General features: G+C 29.7%; 19 protein-coding genes. 4 read left to right on the top strand and 15 right to left on the bottom strand.

Translation table 11 applies throughout. The annotated features are described in order from the left end of the window. Window positions 1-90: 90 nt before the first annotated feature. Window positions 91-1,290, bottom strand: a complete 1,200-nt coding sequence (locus HGB55_RS11760; RefSeq protein WP_168817093.1) for an aminotransferase class I/II-fold pyridoxal phosphate-dependent enzyme — start codon at window positions 1,288-1,290, stop codon at window positions 91-93. 155 nt (window positions 1,291-1,445) lie between these two features. On the opposite strand from HGB55_RS11760, the gene HGB55_RS11755 reads away from it, so the two are divergent. After that, complete coding sequence (locus tag HGB55_RS11755; RefSeq protein WP_211047388.1) at window positions 1,446-1,910, top strand: Lrp/AsnC family transcriptional regulator; 465 nt, start codon at window positions 1,446-1,448, stop codon at window positions 1,908-1,910. A gap of 51 nt (window positions 1,911-1,961) precedes the next feature. On the opposite strand, the gene HGB55_RS11750 is transcribed toward HGB55_RS11755, so the two are convergent. The 11 genes from HGB55_RS11750 to HGB55_RS11700 form a co-directional block, all read right to left on the bottom strand. Next, window positions 1,962-2,618 carry a YceI family protein gene (locus HGB55_RS11750; RefSeq protein ID WP_168817092.1) on the bottom strand — a complete coding sequence of 219 codons (657 nt, stop codon included), beginning with the start codon at window positions 2,616-2,618 and terminating at the stop codon, window positions 1,962-1,964. A gap of 106 nt (window positions 2,619-2,724) precedes the next feature. Beyond that, window positions 2,725-3,873, bottom strand: coding sequence for a transglutaminase-like domain-containing protein (locus HGB55_RS11745; protein WP_168817091.1), 1,149 nt, complete (start codon window positions 3,871-3,873; stop codon window positions 2,725-2,727). Continuing rightward, entirely contained in the window at window positions 3,786-4,730 is a 945-nt protein-coding gene (locus HGB55_RS11740; protein WP_168817090.1) for a DUF3857 domain-containing protein, read from the bottom strand. The genes HGB55_RS11745 and HGB55_RS11740 overlap by 88 nt, the downstream gene beginning before the upstream one ends. Continuing rightward, window positions 4,727-6,634: a DUF3857 domain-containing protein gene (locus HGB55_RS11735; protein ID WP_168817089.1), complete on the bottom strand. Its 1,908-nt coding sequence runs from the start codon at window positions 6,632-6,634 to the stop codon at window positions 4,727-4,729. The genes HGB55_RS11740 and HGB55_RS11735 overlap by 4 nt, the downstream gene beginning before the upstream one ends. Before the next feature lie 50 nt (window positions 6,635-6,684). Then, window positions 6,685-7,137 carry a D-aminoacyl-tRNA deacylase gene (gene dtd / locus HGB55_RS11730; protein WP_168817088.1) on the bottom strand — a complete coding sequence of 151 codons (453 nt, stop codon included), beginning with the start codon at window positions 7,135-7,137 and terminating at the stop codon, window positions 6,685-6,687. A 3-nt stretch (window positions 7,138-7,140) separates the two neighbouring features. Further along, window positions 7,141-8,079, bottom strand: coding sequence for a ribosome small subunit-dependent GTPase A (gene rsgA / locus HGB55_RS11725; RefSeq protein WP_168817087.1), 939 nt, complete (start codon window positions 8,077-8,079; stop codon window positions 7,141-7,143). A 91-nt stretch (window positions 8,080-8,170) separates the two neighbouring features. Further along, window positions 8,171-9,247 carry a bifunctional 3-deoxy-7-phosphoheptulonate synthase/chorismate mutase type II gene (locus tag HGB55_RS11720; RefSeq protein ID WP_168817086.1) on the bottom strand — a complete coding sequence of 359 codons (1,077 nt, stop codon included), beginning with the start codon at window positions 9,245-9,247 and terminating at the stop codon, window positions 8,171-8,173. A 17-nt stretch (window positions 9,248-9,264) separates the two neighbouring features. Next, window positions 9,265-10,122, bottom strand: coding sequence for a prephenate dehydrogenase (locus HGB55_RS11715; RefSeq protein ID WP_168817085.1), 858 nt, complete (start codon window positions 10,120-10,122; stop codon window positions 9,265-9,267). Window positions 10,123-10,124: 2 nt separating this feature from the next. Next, window positions 10,125-11,282, bottom strand: coding sequence for a pyridoxal phosphate-dependent aminotransferase (locus tag HGB55_RS11710; RefSeq protein WP_168817084.1), 1,158 nt, complete (start codon window positions 11,280-11,282; stop codon window positions 10,125-10,127). Beyond that, window positions 11,282-12,100 carry a prephenate dehydratase gene (locus HGB55_RS11705; protein ID WP_168817083.1) on the bottom strand — a complete coding sequence of 273 codons (819 nt, stop codon included), beginning with the start codon at window positions 12,098-12,100 and terminating at the stop codon, window positions 11,282-11,284. Before HGB55_RS11705 ends, HGB55_RS11710 begins: the two co-directional genes overlap by 1 nt. A 762-nt stretch (window positions 12,101-12,862) precedes the next feature. Then, window positions 12,863-13,099 carry a hypothetical protein gene (locus tag HGB55_RS11700; RefSeq protein ID WP_168817082.1) on the bottom strand — a complete coding sequence of 79 codons (237 nt, stop codon included), beginning with the start codon at window positions 13,097-13,099 and terminating at the stop codon, window positions 12,863-12,865. Between the two features lie 117 nt (window positions 13,100-13,216). Here HGB55_RS11700 and HGB55_RS11695 point away from each other — a divergent pair, with 117 nt between their 5' ends. From HGB55_RS11695 to HGB55_RS11685, 3 genes are all read left to right on the top strand, one after another. Further along, window positions 13,217-14,632, top strand: a complete 1,416-nt coding sequence (locus tag HGB55_RS11695) for a capsule assembly Wzi family protein (RefSeq protein WP_168817081.1) — start codon at window positions 13,217-13,219, stop codon at window positions 14,630-14,632. Between the two features lie 72 nt (window positions 14,633-14,704). Continuing rightward, the gene (locus HGB55_RS11690; protein WP_168817080.1) at window positions 14,705-14,986 is read left to right on the top strand and encodes a type II toxin-antitoxin system RelE/ParE family toxin; all 282 of its coding nucleotides are present in this window, start codon (window positions 14,705-14,707) and stop codon (window positions 14,984-14,986) included. Window positions 14,987-14,999: 13 nt separating this feature from the next. Then, window positions 15,000-15,302, top strand: coding sequence for a HigA family addiction module antitoxin (locus HGB55_RS11685; RefSeq protein WP_168817079.1), 303 nt, complete (start codon window positions 15,000-15,002; stop codon window positions 15,300-15,302). 100 nt (window positions 15,303-15,402) lie between these two features. Here HGB55_RS11685 and HGB55_RS11680 read toward each other — a convergent pair whose 3' ends face one another. From HGB55_RS11680 to HGB55_RS11670, 3 genes are read right to left on the bottom strand one after another with little or no spacing between them, the layout of a single operon-like run. Further along, a complete protein-coding gene (locus HGB55_RS11680) occupies window positions 15,403-16,014 on the bottom strand; it encodes a sugar transferase (protein ID WP_168817078.1) in 612 nt (203 codons plus the stop codon). 3 nt (window positions 16,015-16,017) lie between these two features. Then, on the bottom strand, window positions 16,018-17,061 hold the full coding sequence (locus tag HGB55_RS11675; protein WP_168817077.1) for a polysaccharide biosynthesis protein: 1,044 nt from the start codon (window positions 17,059-17,061) through the stop codon (window positions 16,018-16,020). A 17-nt stretch (window positions 17,062-17,078) separates the two neighbouring features. After that, window positions 17,079-18,230, bottom strand: a complete 1,152-nt coding sequence (locus tag HGB55_RS11670; RefSeq protein ID WP_168817076.1) for an aminotransferase class I/II-fold pyridoxal phosphate-dependent enzyme — start codon at window positions 18,228-18,230, stop codon at window positions 17,079-17,081. Window positions 18,231-18,241 lie beyond the last annotated feature (11 nt).

Here is an 18,241-nt window from a genome sequence, read left to right as displayed (position 1 = left end):
CTGTAATGATACGTAAAATTGAAGGCTTATGCAAATGAAAAGCCCCACTCAATATTGAGTGGGGCTTTTCGTTATCAATCGAACATAAAATTAAATTATTCCAACTTGTTTCATACACTTTCGCATTGCTCTATAAGTTCGTTCAATATCATTATCTAAACCTATCGAAAAGCGAACAATTCCGTCTGAAAGACCCATTTCAATTTGTTCTTCTTCAGGAATTTCAGAAGAGGTACTTGTACCCGGTGCACTAAATAAGGTTTTATAAAAACCTAAACTTACAGCCAAATAACCTAAATTATCATGCTGCATTAACTCCATCAGCTCATTAGCTTTAGCTAAATTTCTAACATTAATTGTCATCATGCCTCCAAAACCATATTCTTCATTGTACATTGTTTTAAAAAGATTATGATCTTTATGACTTTTTAAACCAGGATAAACAACCTTTAATCCATCTTGTTCAAAGCGTTCTGCTAAATACATTGTATTTTCACTATGCTTTTTCATTCTAATATGAAGTGTTCTCAGATTTTTTAAGATACTTGCTGCTCTTAAACTATCCATTACCGGACCTAATAACATAGCCGCTCCATTATTTACATTTCGTAAACTATCAATAAATTCTTGTGTACCACAAACTACACCTCCAACAGTATCATTTGTTCCATTTATAAATTTGGTTAAACTGTGAATTGTAATATCGGCTCCTAATTTTTGAGGTGAAAATATTAATGGTGAAAATGTGTTGTCTACTACTAAAATTATATTGTGTTTTTTAGCAATTTTAGATAATTCCGGAATATTAGCAATTTCCAATAAAGGATTGCTAATAGCCTCGCAGTATATCATTTTTGTATTAGAAGTAATTGCCGCTTCTATTTTTTCAAGCGATGTAATATCTACAAATGATGTTGAAATATTAAATTTTGGAACAAAATTTTTCAAAAAAGCATAAGAACCTCCATAAATTGTTCTACTTGAAACAATATGATCTCCAACTCCACATACTTGTAATATAACTGATGTTATTGCTCCCATACCTGATGCTGCTACATTTGCAGTTTCAGTAAATTCCATAGCTGCCAAAGCTTCACTCAAATATAAATTACTTGGACTTGAATGTCGCGAATACAAATAACAGCCTTCTGCATGACCTTCAAAAGTATCAAGCATTGTTTTGGCATGTAAAAATGTATAGGTAGCTGAATCTGATATTGAAGGATTTACACCTCCAAATTCTCCAAAATACTGTAAATCTTGGATATTATTTGCCGGTTTATTACTCATAACTAACTAATTAATTATATAAAATTATAAAAAAACAACTTAATAAACTGTTATATATATTCATAACAGATAATTTTACTAAATTTTAATTTGTATTCAGTATTATTTACTTTTATATTTACTGTTATATACTATTTTTAGAAAATTTTACTGAGATGACCAACCTGGATTTAATTGACAAAAAAATTTTAATGCTTTTACAAGAGAATTCAAAAATGAATGTAAAAGAAATTGCCGTTAAAATTGGTTTAACCGCTTCACCAACATACGACAGAATTAAAAGACTAGAAAAAACCGGTGTAATTCAAGATTATATTGCAAAATTAAACAAAGAAAAAGTTGGATTGCATTTAGAGGTATTTTGTCAGGTAACTCTGCAAGTACACTCAAACAAACTTATTAAGCAATTTGAGAGTGCCATAAAAAAAATGCCTGAAATTACCGAATGCTACCATATAGCCGGTAATTTTGATTATCTGTTAAAAATAATTACTCCAAATATAAAATCGTACCAATTATTTTTAAAAAATAAACTTTCTGTTTTAGAACCTGTAGCGAATGTTCAAAGTAATTTTGTTTTGAGCTCGGTTAAAGAATATACTTGTTTGCCTATTGAATAAAAAAGGCTGTAATTAAAGTAATTACAGCCTTTTTTCAAAATTACTGTTATATTATTTTGAAGCTTTTACTTCAAAAGAAATTTCAAACTCGTCATTTATAAATTTATCTTTTAAATTGTCAAAGAATTTTGCTGATTTATATTTAATATCAAATTCGGTTCTGTCAATTTTAAAGCTATCTCCTTTTAAAACCACCACTCCTTCTTCCGAAGAAACAGAAGCAGCAAATTCAATTGGTTTGGTAATATCTTTAACTGTTAAATTACCTTTTACTTTATAACCTTCACCAACTTTTTCAACTTCAGTAATTTCAAATGTTGATGTTTCAAAATTTTCAACATCAAAAAAATCACCGCTTTTTAAATGTCCAACCAATTTACCGTTAAACTCATCATCTGCAGGAATATCTAAAACTGTAATAGTACTCATATCAAACGCAAATGAACCGGAAGTTAAACTTCCTTCTTGAATGGTAAAACTACCTTCTTTAATAGCTACAGTACCGTTATGCGCACCTGTTGGTTTAAATCCTTTCCAATTTAATAATGAAGATTCCGGGTTTACCGTATACTTTCCATCTTCAAGCGAAGCCATGGTTACTTCAGTTTTATCTGCTTCAACTTCAGCTTCTTGTTGTTTAGGTTTATCTGTTTTACAAGAAACAAAAGCAATATTTACCAAAAATAATAATGCAATTAGTTTTTTCATTTTTATTTATTTTAATAGTTAGTTTTAAATTTAAAAGAACAATTATACTAAAAAATTAACAAACTTTTGAATACTATTTATTTTTAATGATTTCTTAACTATACATTTAAACCTTTTTTAAAACAATTTGTTCTACGTTTTTATTTACTATTTGCTTATAAAACTCTTTAATTTCAGAATAAAATTGAATTGGGTACACCGGAGTATTTATTTGTAATATTGAATATATATCAATTTTATTACCGTTAACAGAAATATCAAATTTATACACACCATATTTATTAGGCAACCCTATTGCTAAATTTTCGGGCAAAGACTCAACAGAAAAACCTTCCGGGATTGTTATACTTAGCATATTTTTTGATACTAACGGAGTTCCAAAATCAATTGGATATTCCCTTTTTTCGAGCTTAAAAAGATTCTCTTCTAAAGCATTAAATAACAATGGTTTAAAATATATTTTATCTCCCATAACATCGGTTAATTCTTCGGAAGAAAATTTATACACTTCAATAACCGACTTGTCTAAATTTGTTTTATTATCAACTTTAAATTCTGAAATCTCTATTCCTCCGTTTTCTTCTTCAGCTTTAATAATTATGTCTTCTTCTTTAATTTTTGCATTCTTATTTCTATACTTTAATGCTTCTAAATTTGAGTATTGAACTCTGTTCATTCCTTCAATTTCTCCTTCATCATTGATATCAATTTTCATTATTGAATTTTTTAATGAAGGATTATTTGTAGTTAAATCAACCCAATCAGAAGTACCGTCTTCTCTCACAATTCGACCTTGCCAATTAATATCTCTTAACGGCAAAACATTAGGCAAACTATATTGTTCAGTAGCATCTAACATTACTATTTGATCTCCAATTTCCACACCCGATATTACATAATTAAAGCCATCGGTTGTAGGAAAAATAGGAATTCCATTATCTCTGGTACTCACCAAAATAGGATTTGCTTTTATACCGGCTTCGCGCAGCATAGCAACCAGTGTTAAGTTAATCTCCGCTACATTACCAACGCCTTCTTTATATGCTTTTCTTACACCATCACTTGTATATTTACTGTGATATCCGTTCCATTTTATTTTGCTTTTAACAAATTGAAAAATCTTACCAATTTTTTCAGCTGAAGGTGCTTCAGTTGCTACTAAAGAAGCTAAATCATCTTTAAAATGTGATGTGATTTCAAGTTCTTTCCCAAAATCAGAACTTTTATAAATAGTTTTTTGGTAACATCTTCCCAAGTTGTATTGTAATACTTGTGAGTATCGTACTTAGGTGTATAGGCTGTTAATTCAAATTTTAATGATGAGGTATAATTATCTATATTATTTACATAAGGTTCTTCTATAATGGCAGGCACATCATTTAGCTGAAATTCTAATACGTTAGATACATAGGTTACTTTTTCTTGATTAAATGACGTTTTTTCTACATACCCATTACTTTCTCTTCTTTTGTTAAGAAATACCATTGAAGATTGTTTTTGGGTTTTATTTATATTAAAAGGAATATATCCTTTTGTTTGGTTTTTAAACACAAAAAAATCTGGTGTTGTTACTTGTGCTTCAATAAATTTAACAGGTATTTTATATTGAATTTGAATTTCATCAATATGCCAATAATAAGGCGATCTTATGGTATACTCCCATTCTACAACGCAACCTTCTGTTAAATTTGGCATGGTAAATTTTGTAGCATTCCAATATTTATTCATATTTTCTGAAAAAATATCACCATTCTTAAGTTTTATCTTTTCTATTTTGCCTTTTTCTAAATTGTAGGTATAAGCTTTTATGGTTAGTTTCTCTTGTTCATCTTCAGCATAAAGAGTTATTTTTTTTGTTGCCCAATCATACCCTTCTTTATTATAAATTTTTATTCTCTCATGAACTTCCGTTATCAAAGTCCACCCTAATTGTTCATTATACGTATAGTACGTTTTGCTTTTTTTATATAGCACCGCAGCATTGGCTGAAGAATCTAACGGATAATATTTTTCTTGTAATTCTTCTTTAGATACTTTACCTAACCTGTAATCTTGAGAAAAAATAAAACTTGTTACTAAAACAAATGACAACGTGATTAATACCTTTTTCATATTGAGTTCTTTTTTAAAACTATTTTTAAATTATCGTGTTTTCTAATATTTTTTCTAAAATCTCTATACACATCATAGTCTTCTTTTGGGTATGTTCCTTCATTTATCTTCAGTTTTCTTTTATACAAATATGTATTCTCCTTTATTTTGGAAATATGTATTGAATACGTTCCAAATTTGGATGTGATTTCGGTAGTTTCAGGTAAAAACTCAATACTGTAACTTTTAGGTAGTTTTATTTCTACCTCATCTAAATCTATATAACCTCTGCTTATTTGTATTGGTAATTTTCTGTTTCTAATTCGTTTAGGCACGTACACACCTTGGCTAAATGCATTGACAGGAACCAACATTTGATCTCCACTAAACGAAACATAATCTTCGGCAGTAAATTCTAGAGTTGCTAAGAATTTAAAATCCTCTTTATTATTTAAAACTTTGATAGTTGTAAAATGAATGTTATTAATATTCGAAAGGTATTCTTTAAACTCAAGGTCTAATTCGGTTTCACTTTTACCATCGTACTGCAAATTATAATCGTACTGAATTCCCTTCGATTCTATGTTAACTTTAGCACTTATTTTTCCTTTATTATCAATTGAAAAGGAACCTTTTGTTAATTGCAAATTTTCATCGGCTTTGTAAACTTTGGTATGCTTAATAATTCCGCCTTCCGGAGTTATCACCAAAGCATCTCTATCGTCAGTAAAGCTTCCTAAATGCCCAAATGGTACTTTTTGACTGGTACATTCTAACCAAATATCATCTTTATCAGTCGGAACGTTTAGAATAATGTGATTTCCTTGAATAGATAAAAATCTGTTCGTAATATCTCTTTTATCATTATCCCCGTATATTACCGTATAGTTTGATGAAATTCCAACAGCATCTAACAATGCTTTGGTGTAGTTAGTTAACGCTTTACAATCGCCATAACCTAATTTATCAACTTCACTTGCCAACATTGGTTTATAACCTCCAATACCAACTTGTATACTTATATATCGCACTTTATTTTGTACATATTCATAAATAATTTTTGCTTTTTGGATTGGATCATCAATAGTTGAAGTTAAGTTTTGCATTTCTATTTTTGTAGCTTCCGATAATTCAAACGTGTTTTTAAGTAGGTTTTCATAGTACCATTTTCCAAATTCTTTCCAATCATTTGCTTCACCATTAACTCCTTCAAGATTATACTTATTTACTCCAAATCTCACATTAGGTGAAAAATTTCTAAATGGAGGTGAATATGGTTCTCGCTCTATAGAAGCTACATTTTCTATTTCATAAGTTAATATTCCTTCGGCTTCTTCTTTTTTAATAGTATACTCTTCAAAATTGTTTTCAGCTTTTGCAAATGTAACATCAGACGGATATTTTAAACTATAGGTTGATTTTTGTACACTTTGATAATATGAATCTACAGGAAACCATGGTATAATAAAGGCAGTATTTGACGTTTTAACCTCGTAATAATAGTGTATTGTAAATGGATAAACTGTTGGGATATAGTCATAATATAAAACTCTATTATCTGTATAAAGTGAACCGCCGGAAGCACTATAATCTTTAAAATCACTTTTTCTAATCTTCTTTATTTCCTCTCCATTTTTATCATAAACATAGCCTTTGATATTTTTTACATCGGTTCGTTTATCATAATATACTGTGAGGTCTGCATATCCGTCAGCTAAATTATTATAAACTGTAATAGCTTTGTCAACTTTGATAATCATTTCTTGTTGAGATTTCATCTCTAGCGAAAGGTTTTCAAATCTAACAACAGAATTAGCGTCTTTTTTTAACGCTTCAGGAATTGATAACTCTTTAAAATTGAAGTCTTGAGAATAGGAGAATGTGATAAAAAACAATAAAAATGGGGCAATTTTTAATTTTTTCATAGAAATTTATCTTTATATAAAGATAAAAAAATCTTTTTTTAATGAAAAAATTATTCCCTTTTTTTTGTATCTATTATTATGGTAACCGGTCCATCATTTATAAGTTCAACTTTCATATCGGCACCAAACTCACCTGTACCAACTTTTTTATTTAGGTCTTGCTCAATTTGTTGTATAAAACTTTTATATAAAGGAATTGCTATATTGGGCTTTGCTGCCTTTATATAAGAAGGTCTGTTTCCTTTTTTAGTACTTGCATGAAGTGTAAATTGACTCACAACTATAGCATCACCATTAACATCAATCAAAGATTTATTCATTACCTCATTTTCATCATTAAAAATTCTGAGATTGACAATTTTTTTGCTTAGCCATTGAATATCATCAATACTATCATCGTCTTCAATTCCCAATAAAATTAAAATACCATTGTTAATAGCACTTACCTTAACCTTGTTTATTGTTACAGAAGCTTTTGATACTCTTTGAATAACTGCTCTCATAATTTAAGCGTAAATATCGGTTCTGTAATTTTCTTCTTCACCTTCAATTATTTGTAAATAACTTTTATAACGTGAAAATGCAATTTTATCGTTAGCAAGTGCTTCTTTAATGGCACAATTTGGTTCGTTGATATGAAGACAATTATTGAATTTACACTCAGACTTCAACTTAAAAAATTCAGGAAAATAATCTGTAATTTCTTGAGGTTCGAAATCAACCACTCCAAAACCTTTAATACCCGGAGTGTCAATTATAAAACCACCAAAACTTAACTCAAACATTTCGGCAAAAGTTGTGGTGTGCAATCCTTGTTTGTGTTGTTTGGATATTTCGGCTGTTTTTAAATTCAATAAAGGTTCAATTGCATTTATTAAGGTAGATTTTCCAACACCCGAATGCCCTGAAAACATGGTGGTTTTCCCTTTCATTAACTCTTTAACCTTCTCTAAATTGATATTTTCAGTAGCTGAAACATCAATACATTTATAACCTATTGAAGTATATATTTTTTCTAATTCCTCTTTTTTTTCCAACAATTCAGATGAATACATGTCTATTTTATTAAAAAGAATAACTGCTTTAATGCCATATGCCTCGGCAGTTGCTAAAAATCTGTCTATAAAACCGGTAAATGTTGGTGGATTATCAATAGTGACTAATAAAAATGCTATATCAATATTTGCAGCAATAATATGAGTTTGTTTTGAAAGATTTACAGATTTACGAATGATGTAGTTTTTTCTGTCTACTATTTGGTTGATTACGCCAGTTTCTTTACCTTCTTCAAATTCAAAAATAACATGATCTCCAACAGCAACAGGATTTGTGCTTTTAATGCCTTTAATTCTAAACTTTCCTTTTAACCTACAATCAATACTGTTTTTGTTTTCGGTAAAAACCGTATACCAACTTCCGGTAGATTTTGTTACAACTCCTTTCATTTTACTTTTTTCGTAAACACAAATATACTTTAAAGTTTTAAAGTATGTTTGACTACTGAATAAAAAAGGGAAGCAATTGCTTCCCTTTTTATTATTTTACATTGTGTTGAATGTTGATTGATTCTACATGAATTGCTTTGAAAATTTCTTCAACAAATTCTTTGTTCAACCCTTTTTCTTCACCGGCTTGAATCATGCTTTCCAAAATTTCAGACCATCGTCCACTTTGCAGAATAGCTACATTCTCTTTGTGTTTTAATCTGCCTATTTCTTCAGATATAGACATTCTGTCTTTTAATAAATCAATTAAATTACTGTCCAGCAAATCCAATTCTTTTCTGTACATATTCAACTTACGTTGAAACTCTTCTTTAGTACTGTTTTTTTGTCTGATTATTAACTCTTGGGTTATTTCAACTAATCTTGCAGGTGTAATTTGTTGTTTGGCATCACTCCAAGCATTATCCGGATCGATATGCGTTTCAATCATCAATCCGTCGTAATTTAAATCTAACCCTGTTTGTGAAACATCAAAAATAGTATCTCTTCGCCCACAAATATGAGAAGGATCTAAAATTAAAGGTAAATCAGGAAATTCTTTTTTCAATTCAATTGCAATATGCCATTTTGGTTTATTACGGTAATGCAAAGAATTATAGGTAGAAAAACCTCTGTGAATAACTCCTAACTGTGAAATACCGGCTGCCTGAAAACGCTCAACAGCACCTAACCATAAAGGTAAATCGGGATTTACAGGATTTTTTACCAAAACAGGTATATCAACTCCTTTTAAAGCATCCGCAATTTCTTGTACTACAAAAGGATTAACTGTAGTTCGTGCTCCAATCCATAAAATATCAATTCCGTGTTTCAACGCTTTTTCAACATGATCTGTATTACCAACCTCAGTAGTAATAAGCATACCCGTTTCTTGTTTTACTTTTTGCAACCAAGGCAACCCTTTCTCACCAACACCTTCAAAACCTCCCGGACGAGTTCTCGGTTTCCAAATACCGGCTCTAAAAACATTTGTGTCTGTATCTTTCAATAAATGAGCTGTTTTTAAAACTTGTTCTTCTGTTTCAGCACTACATGGTCCTGCAATTACTATTGGATGCGACAAATTCATGCCATCTAACCACTTTCTATTTTCTTTTGTAATTTCCATTTCGTTAAGTTCTTTTCTTAGTTGTTATGTCTTATTCCGTTTAAAATTGTCTTGATATAGTTTGTGTTATTCATTATTTCATTTAAAGCAACAGCATCGTCATTTTCAATCATTTCTTTAAATTCATTTAGATTTTTGATGTACTCTTCTAAAGAACGAATGATATTTTTTTTATTTTGAAGGAAAATTGGTGTCCATGTATTTGCTGAACTTTTTGCCAAACGTACTGTTGAAGCAAAACCTGTACTGGCCATATCAAAAATATGCTGTTCGTTTTTTTCAATTTCCAACACTGTTTTACCGAGCATAAATGAGCTTACGTGAGACAAATGCGAAACATACGCAATGTGTCTGTCGTGCTCTTCAGGATTCATCATTTTTATACGCATATTCAATTTTTTAAATATACTTATTGCTTTATCTAAAATTTGCCAATCGCTTTTATCAGCTTCACAAATAATGTTTACCTTATCGTCAAATAAATTGTATATAGCCGCCTCCGGACCGGAAAATTCTGTTCCCGCCAAAGGATGTGCAGCCACAAAGTTTTTACGTTTAGGATGGTTTAAAATGGTTTCGCAAATCCCTTGTTTTACTGAACCTACATCAAAAACCAATGTATTTTTTGAAATTCTATTTAAAACTTCATTGGTAACATCAGCAGCTACATTTACAGGTACTGCAATAATTACTACCGAAGCATCTGAAATTTTTTCAAAATCAATTTCTTCATCAATAATACCCAATTCCAAAGCTTTTGTAACATGATTAGGATTTTGGTCTATACCATAAACTTTAAAATTAACTCTTTTCTTCAAATCCAATGCTAAAGAACCTCCTATTAAACCTAAACCGATAACAACTAATTTTTCCATTTTTAAACTTTTGCTGTTATTAATTTACTTAAAACTTGCGTTAATTGTTCTTCCGAAACACATAACGATGCTCTTATATAACCTTCACCATTAGTTCCAAAAACTGTACCCGGTGCTATAAATACATCATTATTGTACAATAATTTATCTGTAAATTCTTTGGCATCTGCATCTTTTGGCAATTTAGCCCATACAAATAAGCCTCCAATATTTTTGTTGTATGTACACTCTAAAGCATCAAAAATTTGCCAAACCAACTTTCTTCTATTTTTGTATATTTCATCTTGTTTTTTAAACCAATCATCCGAAAGTTTTAGAGCTTCAACAGCACCTTTTTGAATTCCTAAAAACATACCCGAATCCATATTACTTTTCACCTCTAAAATTGTTTTGATAATTTGCGCATCGCCAACTACCATTCCAATACGCCAGCCCGCCATATTAAAAGTTTTACTTAATGAATTCAATTCAATAGCAACTTCTTTTGCTCCCTCTGCCTCTAATATGCTTATAGGATTATCATTCAATATAAAACTGTACGGATTATCGTTCACAATTAAAATTTGGTGCTTTTTGGCAAAATCTATTAATTGCTTAAAATCTTCTTTACTTGCTAATGCTCCAGTTGGCATGTGAGGGTAATTTACCCACATAATTTTTACACCTGATAAATCTTCTTTTTCAATTTCTTCAAAGTTTGGCAGCCAATTTTCTTCTTCACTTAAATTGTAAAAAACCGGTTCAGCTTCTACCAACTTGGTGACTGATGCATACGTTGGATATCCAGGATTAGGAATTAAAACTTTATCACCTTTATTTAAAAATGCCATTGAAATATGCATAATACCTTCTTTTGAACCCATTAAAGGCAAAATTTCGGTATTTGCATTTAGTTTAACATTGTATTTTTTTTGATAAAAATCACTTATCCCATTTCTTAATTCCGGGATTCCTTGATAACTTTGATATTGATGTGCATTTGATAAATTTACAGCGTTTTTTAACTCTTCAATAACACTTAAAGGCGGATGTAAGTCAGGACTTCCAATAGCTATATTTATAATTGGTTTTCCTTCACTTTTTAAAGCTGCCACTTCTCTCAATTTTTTTGAAAAGTAGTATTCTTTTACATCATTTAATCTGTCAGCTTTTTGTATCATTATCTTTTACTTTTAGTGTATTCACCCAAAACTTTTAACATTTCAACTTTTTCTTTTACTTCATTAATTGCATTGAAATAATCGGCATAACTTTTAAAAATAAAATCAGCAAAAAAAGCATATTTCCAGGGTGTATCAATTACCGGCATCGATTGAATTTTAGATAAATTTAAATCGTGTTTAGCCAAAATTGTTAAAACCAAAGCCAAACTTCCCGTTTCATTACTTGTAATAAATTTTATAGATGCTTTATCTGCCGAAACGCTGCTTTTATTTTCAGAATTTGTTAAAATAAAAAACCTCGTTGCATTTCCTTTTATCGTTTGAATTTCAGAAGCTAAAATTTCTAAACCATAGGTTTCGGCTGCCAACTTACTGGCAATGGCTCCAACACCTTTAAGTTTTCCTTCCTGAATTCTTTTAGCAACAACTGCCGTATCTTTATCTTCAATTAATTTGATATGAGGAAAGTCTTTAAAAAATTTATGGCACTGTAATAATGCCATTGGATGTGAGTATACTTCTGTTATATCTTCAATTTTTTGTCCCTCTAATGCCATTAAATTATGATGAATTGGTAAATGGTATTCACCACAAATTGTCAGTTTGTTCTCATCAATAAGTGCATAATTTGGTAAAATGGCTCCGGCAATAGAATTTTCGATAGCCATAATAACAACCTCTGCTTTTTTATCGTGCAAAAGACCCGGCATTTCACTAAATGACATGCACTCAATCAATTCAATATTTTTACCGAAATATTCTTCGGCTACAATATGATGAAAAGAACCCTTAATTCCCTGAATTGCTACTTTCATTATTAGATTTTTATCAAAAAAAAATCCCGAAATATTTCGAGACTTTTTTATTTATATTTTTTAAAATAACACATACAAAGCCTCACCTCTTATTGCTAAAATAAAAGTAAAAATAGAAGCTGTTCCAAGTGTTAAATGTTGTCATAATTCATTTTTGTCCGACAAATCTATACATTAATTTTAAAAAAACAATATTTTTTTACAAAAATTAAACATCGTTATTGAAATAATAATAAAAACATATAATTTTTACCAGATTTACCTTTCTTAACTATAATTTTTAGGTATTTAATACTGATTATTTAAATTTATTTCGAAGAAAATATTTCATACATTCGTATAAGTTATATAATCATTACAGAAAAATCAGCAAGTTTTGACACCATCACAATTAATTTCTTAAACAAAAAAATTATTTGCAAAAAATCTATCAAAATATAATTTAGATACTATTTACACTATTTTGATTTTCTAATAAAAGTTGCCATAGTTTTTTAGAATCCTGCCTGTTATCCCAAAAACCGGTAATTATTATTTTTAAATCAACTTTTTTGTAAAGAATACTATAATGACCTAATGAAATAACCCTAGTTTCACCAAATTCAGTTTTCTTACCTAATTCAGGATTTGTTTTTAGAATGTTAATTCTTTCTTTAATACTTTAGTTTAATCTTTTAGAATAGCTTGTGTTTTTGTTTCTACTATTCCAATATTCAAAAATATGATTTCTCTGTTTGATAGCAGTTTTTGTCCAAAATATATTTAATTCATCCATTCAGAGTCTATATCATTTAATTCAGATTCCGAAATAAGATTATCATTTTCAATATCTTTTTCACTCATTAATAACATTTCAATCTGTTCAGATGATAAAGTAACAATTTCATCAGCTACTAGGGTAGAATCAAAAATGTTCTTGATTGCTTGCAACAATTTTTCATTTTTTGTTGCAAGAATTCTGTCTATCAAATTATTTTTTATGTTATCGATACGCATCATAACTTTAGTTTCTGTAAAGTTCGCTTATTTTTCAATTTTTTCCAAAAATTGTGAAACTTACAATAAATTTAAACATTTAAATTTTAGTTACATTTGCATAAAAACTTGTTCATACCAATGAAAAAAATTCACATTTCTCTTTCAGCAATTTCACTTTTTATTTTATGTAACGGATATGCTCAACATAAAGAATTGAGTTATAGTGTAGATTTACAATCGAACGTTTCTACTGAGAACACATTGCCTTTTTGGATGGTTGCCAATAAATTTGGTGCTGTTCCAAATAATAATAACGGAATTTTAAGCTTTGGTTTGTTTAAAGATTTTGATGAAAAATCTTATTATAACCATGGAATCAGTTATGGAATTCAAACTTCGGCAAGTATAGCTGATAAAAATGATATAATTATTAATCAACTCTATTTAAGCTTTAAATTAAATAAATTACAATTAGATTTAGGCAGTAAATACGATGAAATTAAGTGGGAAGGTTTATCATCATCTAACGGAAACTTTATCAAATCAACCAATTCAAGAGCATACCCAGGTTATAATTTTCAATTGATTGACTATGTAAAGCTACCTTTTGCCAAAAGTTGGCTATCGTTTAAAGCAAGTTATGGTGATTATTTGATGAATGATAAACGTTTTGTTGACAATACACGTTTACACCATAAAAGTTTGTATTTTAAATCGAAATTGAATCAAAAATTAGATTTAATAGTAGGTTTAGATCATTATGCGCAATGGGGAGGAACTTCTTTAACTACAGGAAAACAACCTTCCGGCTTTAAAGATTATATAAAAATAATTACCGGTAAAGAAGGTGGTAGCAATGCCCTGGAAGGTGACCAAATCAATGCTTTGGGAAATCATGTAGGAGCTTACTTGGTTCAATTGGATTATAAAGGAGAAAAAACAAACTGGAACTTTTATTGGTCGCACCCTTTTGAAGATAGATCAGGTAGAGAGTTAACAAACTATCCTGATGCTTTGTACGGTCTTTTTATCGATTTTAAAAAACCGGAAGCAGTTATAACCCATTTACTAACAGAGGTTACATACACTAAAGATGTAAGCGGTGATGCGCCTCATTATGTTGATGACCAAGGAGTAGCTCATGCAGCTAGTGGGCGTGACGAGTATTTTAATAATGGTGTTTATCGTTCTGGTTGGACTTATTTTGGAGACATTATTGGTACTCCTTATTTTACTCCAAAACCTGAAGTTAACGGAATTACGGAAGGTACCATTTTACAAGACAACCGATTTTTAGCTTTAAACCTTGGATTTAAAGGTAATTTAAAGAACGTTCAGTATAAAACAATCTTAAGTTATACCACTTATTATGGCTGGTTTGAGGAGGAATACGACCCAAATCCGAAGCAATTTTCAGGATTGTTTGAATTTTATTTACCTGAATTCAATCAATTGCCATTCAACATATCTTTGGGAGCTGCTTTTGATACCGGAACATACAGACCGGATAATTTTGGAGGTTATATAAAATTAACGAAAAACGGTATTTTTTAACCTGAGTTAGGCAACACTAGGATATTAGAAAACTTATACTTACCTTTGACGTTAGTAACGCAAAATAGAATTATGATAATTTCGTTTGGCTCGAAAGAAACAGAAAAAATATGGAATGGTGTCCGAATCAAAAAAATGCCGATTGAAATACAAAATATGGGACGTCGAAAATTAAGAATGTTGAACAACTCACAAGATATTATGGATTTGAGAATTCCTCCTTCTAATCGACTTGAAAAACTGACAGGAAAGCTAAACGAATTTCACAGTATTAGAATTAACAAACAATGGAGAATCGTTTTTCAATGGAATAATGGAAACGCAAGTGAAGTTGAAATTATAGATTATCACTAAAATAAAAGAAAAAATGGAAAAGTTAGCAAATGTACATCCTGGAGAAATCTTAAACTTTGAATTTCTTAAACCTTTAGAAATTACAGCTTACAGACTTTCAAAAGACTTGAAAATACCACAGACAAGAATTTCTGAAATCATAAAAGGCAGACGTAGAATAACAGCCGATACAGCACTACGCTTAAGTAAATATTTTGGGAATTCAGCTAAATTCTGGCTTGGACTTCAAGATGATTTCGATATAGAGGAAGAAAGGGATGAAAAAAAAGCAGAACTGCAGGAAATAAAAAAATTTGAAGATAAAAACGTTGCCTAACAATGGTTAAAAAAATTGCTTCATTATGCTAAATAGAAGAATTAAATTTAAACAACAAAATAAACAGCGGAAAAGTACGATTTAACAATTGCAACTTTTCCTAGCCTACTAAACCGATGGTTTTTAAAATGTAACGTAAATCTCTTTTAAAACTGTAGTTTTTCACATAGTTAAGATTTAATTCAACCTTTTTAGGCCATATAACTTGTTCGTTATATTTATCAGGATTTTTTTGAGACTCCAATACTATTTCCTCATTTTTAAAATACAACGTTGCAGGTCCGGTTATACCCGGTTTTACTAATAAAATTAATCTGTTTTCACCTTTCAACTCATCTGCAAAACCAACAACATCAGGTCTTGGCCCAACAAAACTCATATTTCCTAATAAAACATTGAAAAGTTGAGGTAATTCATCCAATTTTGTGTTCCGAAGAAATTTACCAAAAAAAGTGGTTTTTAAATTTCCTTTTTCTTCTTTATATGTTCGTATCTTATAAATATTGAACAACTTACCCCTATATCCTACTCTTTTTTGAACGAATAATCCAAACTTTTTGGTATCAACAGAAGCTAAAAATATTAATAGGATGATAAACCAACCAACTATTAAAATCCCTGAAAATGAAAAAATGAAATCAAAAACCCTTTTGATAACTTTCTGATTAAAAGTCAATCTGTTTTGATATGTAGTGTTAACTTCATCATTCATAAATTAACTGTATTGAGGTACTATATCTTGCAATAAATCGATGATTTTTTCTCTTGAAAAATCAGGAGTAATTGCTGTCAATTTTTTAATTTTAGTATTGATATCTTCATCTAAAATTAAATTATACTTTTTTATATCAGCCTTAGTATCTGTTCGTATTTCAATTTCATCACCATATACTATTTCTTCATTCAATTTTTCACCGGGACGTAATCCTATTTTTTCTATTTTAATATTTTCTATGGCAAGTCCTTCTTGTTCTATAAGTTTAATTGCTAACTCTTCAATAGGAACAGACTTTCCCATATTATAAATCAGTAAATTGCAATCGTTAATAACAAGTGCTTGTATTAATAATTTGCATACATTTTTCATTGTTATAAAATATCGGGATATCATAGTATCTGTTATGGTAATTTTCTGATTTAGATACAATTGCTTTTTAAAAAGAGGGATTACAGAGCCTTTAGAATATGGAACATTTCCAAACCTAACCACTTTAAATACTTTGGAAGTTTCATCATTTAAATTACCTACATACAATTCTGCAATTCTTTTAGTCGCTCCCATTACGCTTACAGGATTTACTGCTTTATCTGTAGAAACTAATATAAAGTGTAAAACGGAATACTTTTTTGATAAATCTGCTATAATTTTAGTACCCAAAACATTTACTTTTACTGCTAAATATGGATGATCTTCCATCAATGGTACGTGTTTATACGCTGCTATATGGTAAACAATTTGAGGTTGGTATTTTTTATACAAAACTTCCATTAAAGCCTTATCACAAACATCACCAACTACAATTGTATGATTTTTATAATTTTTAAGAATTAATTCTTGCTGAAGATTGTATAAATCAGATTCCGCCTGATCCAACAAAATCAATTCACAACAATTTTCTTCAGCTATTATTTTTGAAATTTCACTGCCTATTGATCCTGCTACACCTGTAATTAAAATAGTTTTATTTTTAAGTGTTGCTTTTACCTGATCAGTTATTTTAAACTGAAAATCATTATTAAGTAACTTTTCTAAATTCATTTAAACACTTCTTTTTCTTATAAAGATAACCTATATACTTTTTTTATAACAGCAGTAATTTTTTGTAAATCATTTTCAGATAAATTTGAACCACTTGGCAAACATACTCCTTTGCTATATAAATCTTCTGAAATACCATTTACAAAAGCATTATTGTCTCTAAAAACAGGTTGTGTGTGTAAGGGTTTCCAAAAAGTTCTGGATTCTATATTTTCCGCTTTTAAAGCAAAAATAATCTCATCTCTCATTTTTTGGGATGAAGTTAAAATGCAAGACAACCATCTGTTAGAATAGAAACCTTTAGGTTCATTTAAAAACTCAATGTCAGTGCATTCTTTTAATTCTTCTTTATAAAACTGATGGTTATTTCTTCGAGCTTTAACTCTCTTATCAATCACAGTCATTTGCCCACATCCAATAGCTGCACTAATATTGCTCATTCTGTAATTATAACCTATTTCATTGTGTATATAATTACTTCCTTTGTCTCGTGCTTGCGTTGCCAAGTAAAGTCCTTTTGCTTTTATTTCAGCATTCTTACAAATTAATGCACCACCACCTGATGTAGTAATAATTTTATTTCCATTGAATGAAAATACAGAGAAATCACCAAAAGTTCCACAAAACTCCTTTTTAAACTTACTTCCCAAAGCTTCAGCACTATCTTCTATTACTGAAATTTCATACTTTTTTGCAATTGCATGAATTTTCTCAACATTATAAGGCATACCGTAGCTATGCACAGCAATAATAGCTTTTGGCTTTTTTTTCTTTTTTATTACGTTTTGAATGGCTTTTTCCAATAGAACAGGACACATATTCCAAGTTTCTTTTTCACTATCCACAAAAACAGGCTCTGCTTCCAAGTATAAAATTGGATTTGCTGTTGCCATAAACGTAAATGATTGACAAATTACCACATCTCCTTTTGAAATACCCAAAAGTTTTAAACCTAAATGTATTGCTGCAGTACCGGAATTTAATGCTAATATGTTATTTTGAAGAAATGCTTTTTTTGAAGAATTGAAAATATATTTTTGTAGTTCATTTTCAAATTTATCTATGTATGGACCTATAGGAGCAATCCAGTTACTTCTCAATGCTTCATCAACAAAATCATATTCTGTAGAAGAAAGATGCGGTGGAGAAAGGTAAATTTTTGGGTTCATATTTTATCATA

Origin of the sequence: Lutibacter sp. B1 (assembly GCF_012524075.1) — a bacterium.
In the GTDB taxonomy this organism is placed as follows: Bacteria; Bacteroidota; Bacteroidia; order Flavobacteriales; family Flavobacteriaceae; genus Lutibacter.
This window is presented reverse-complemented; position numbering and strand designations above follow the sequence as displayed.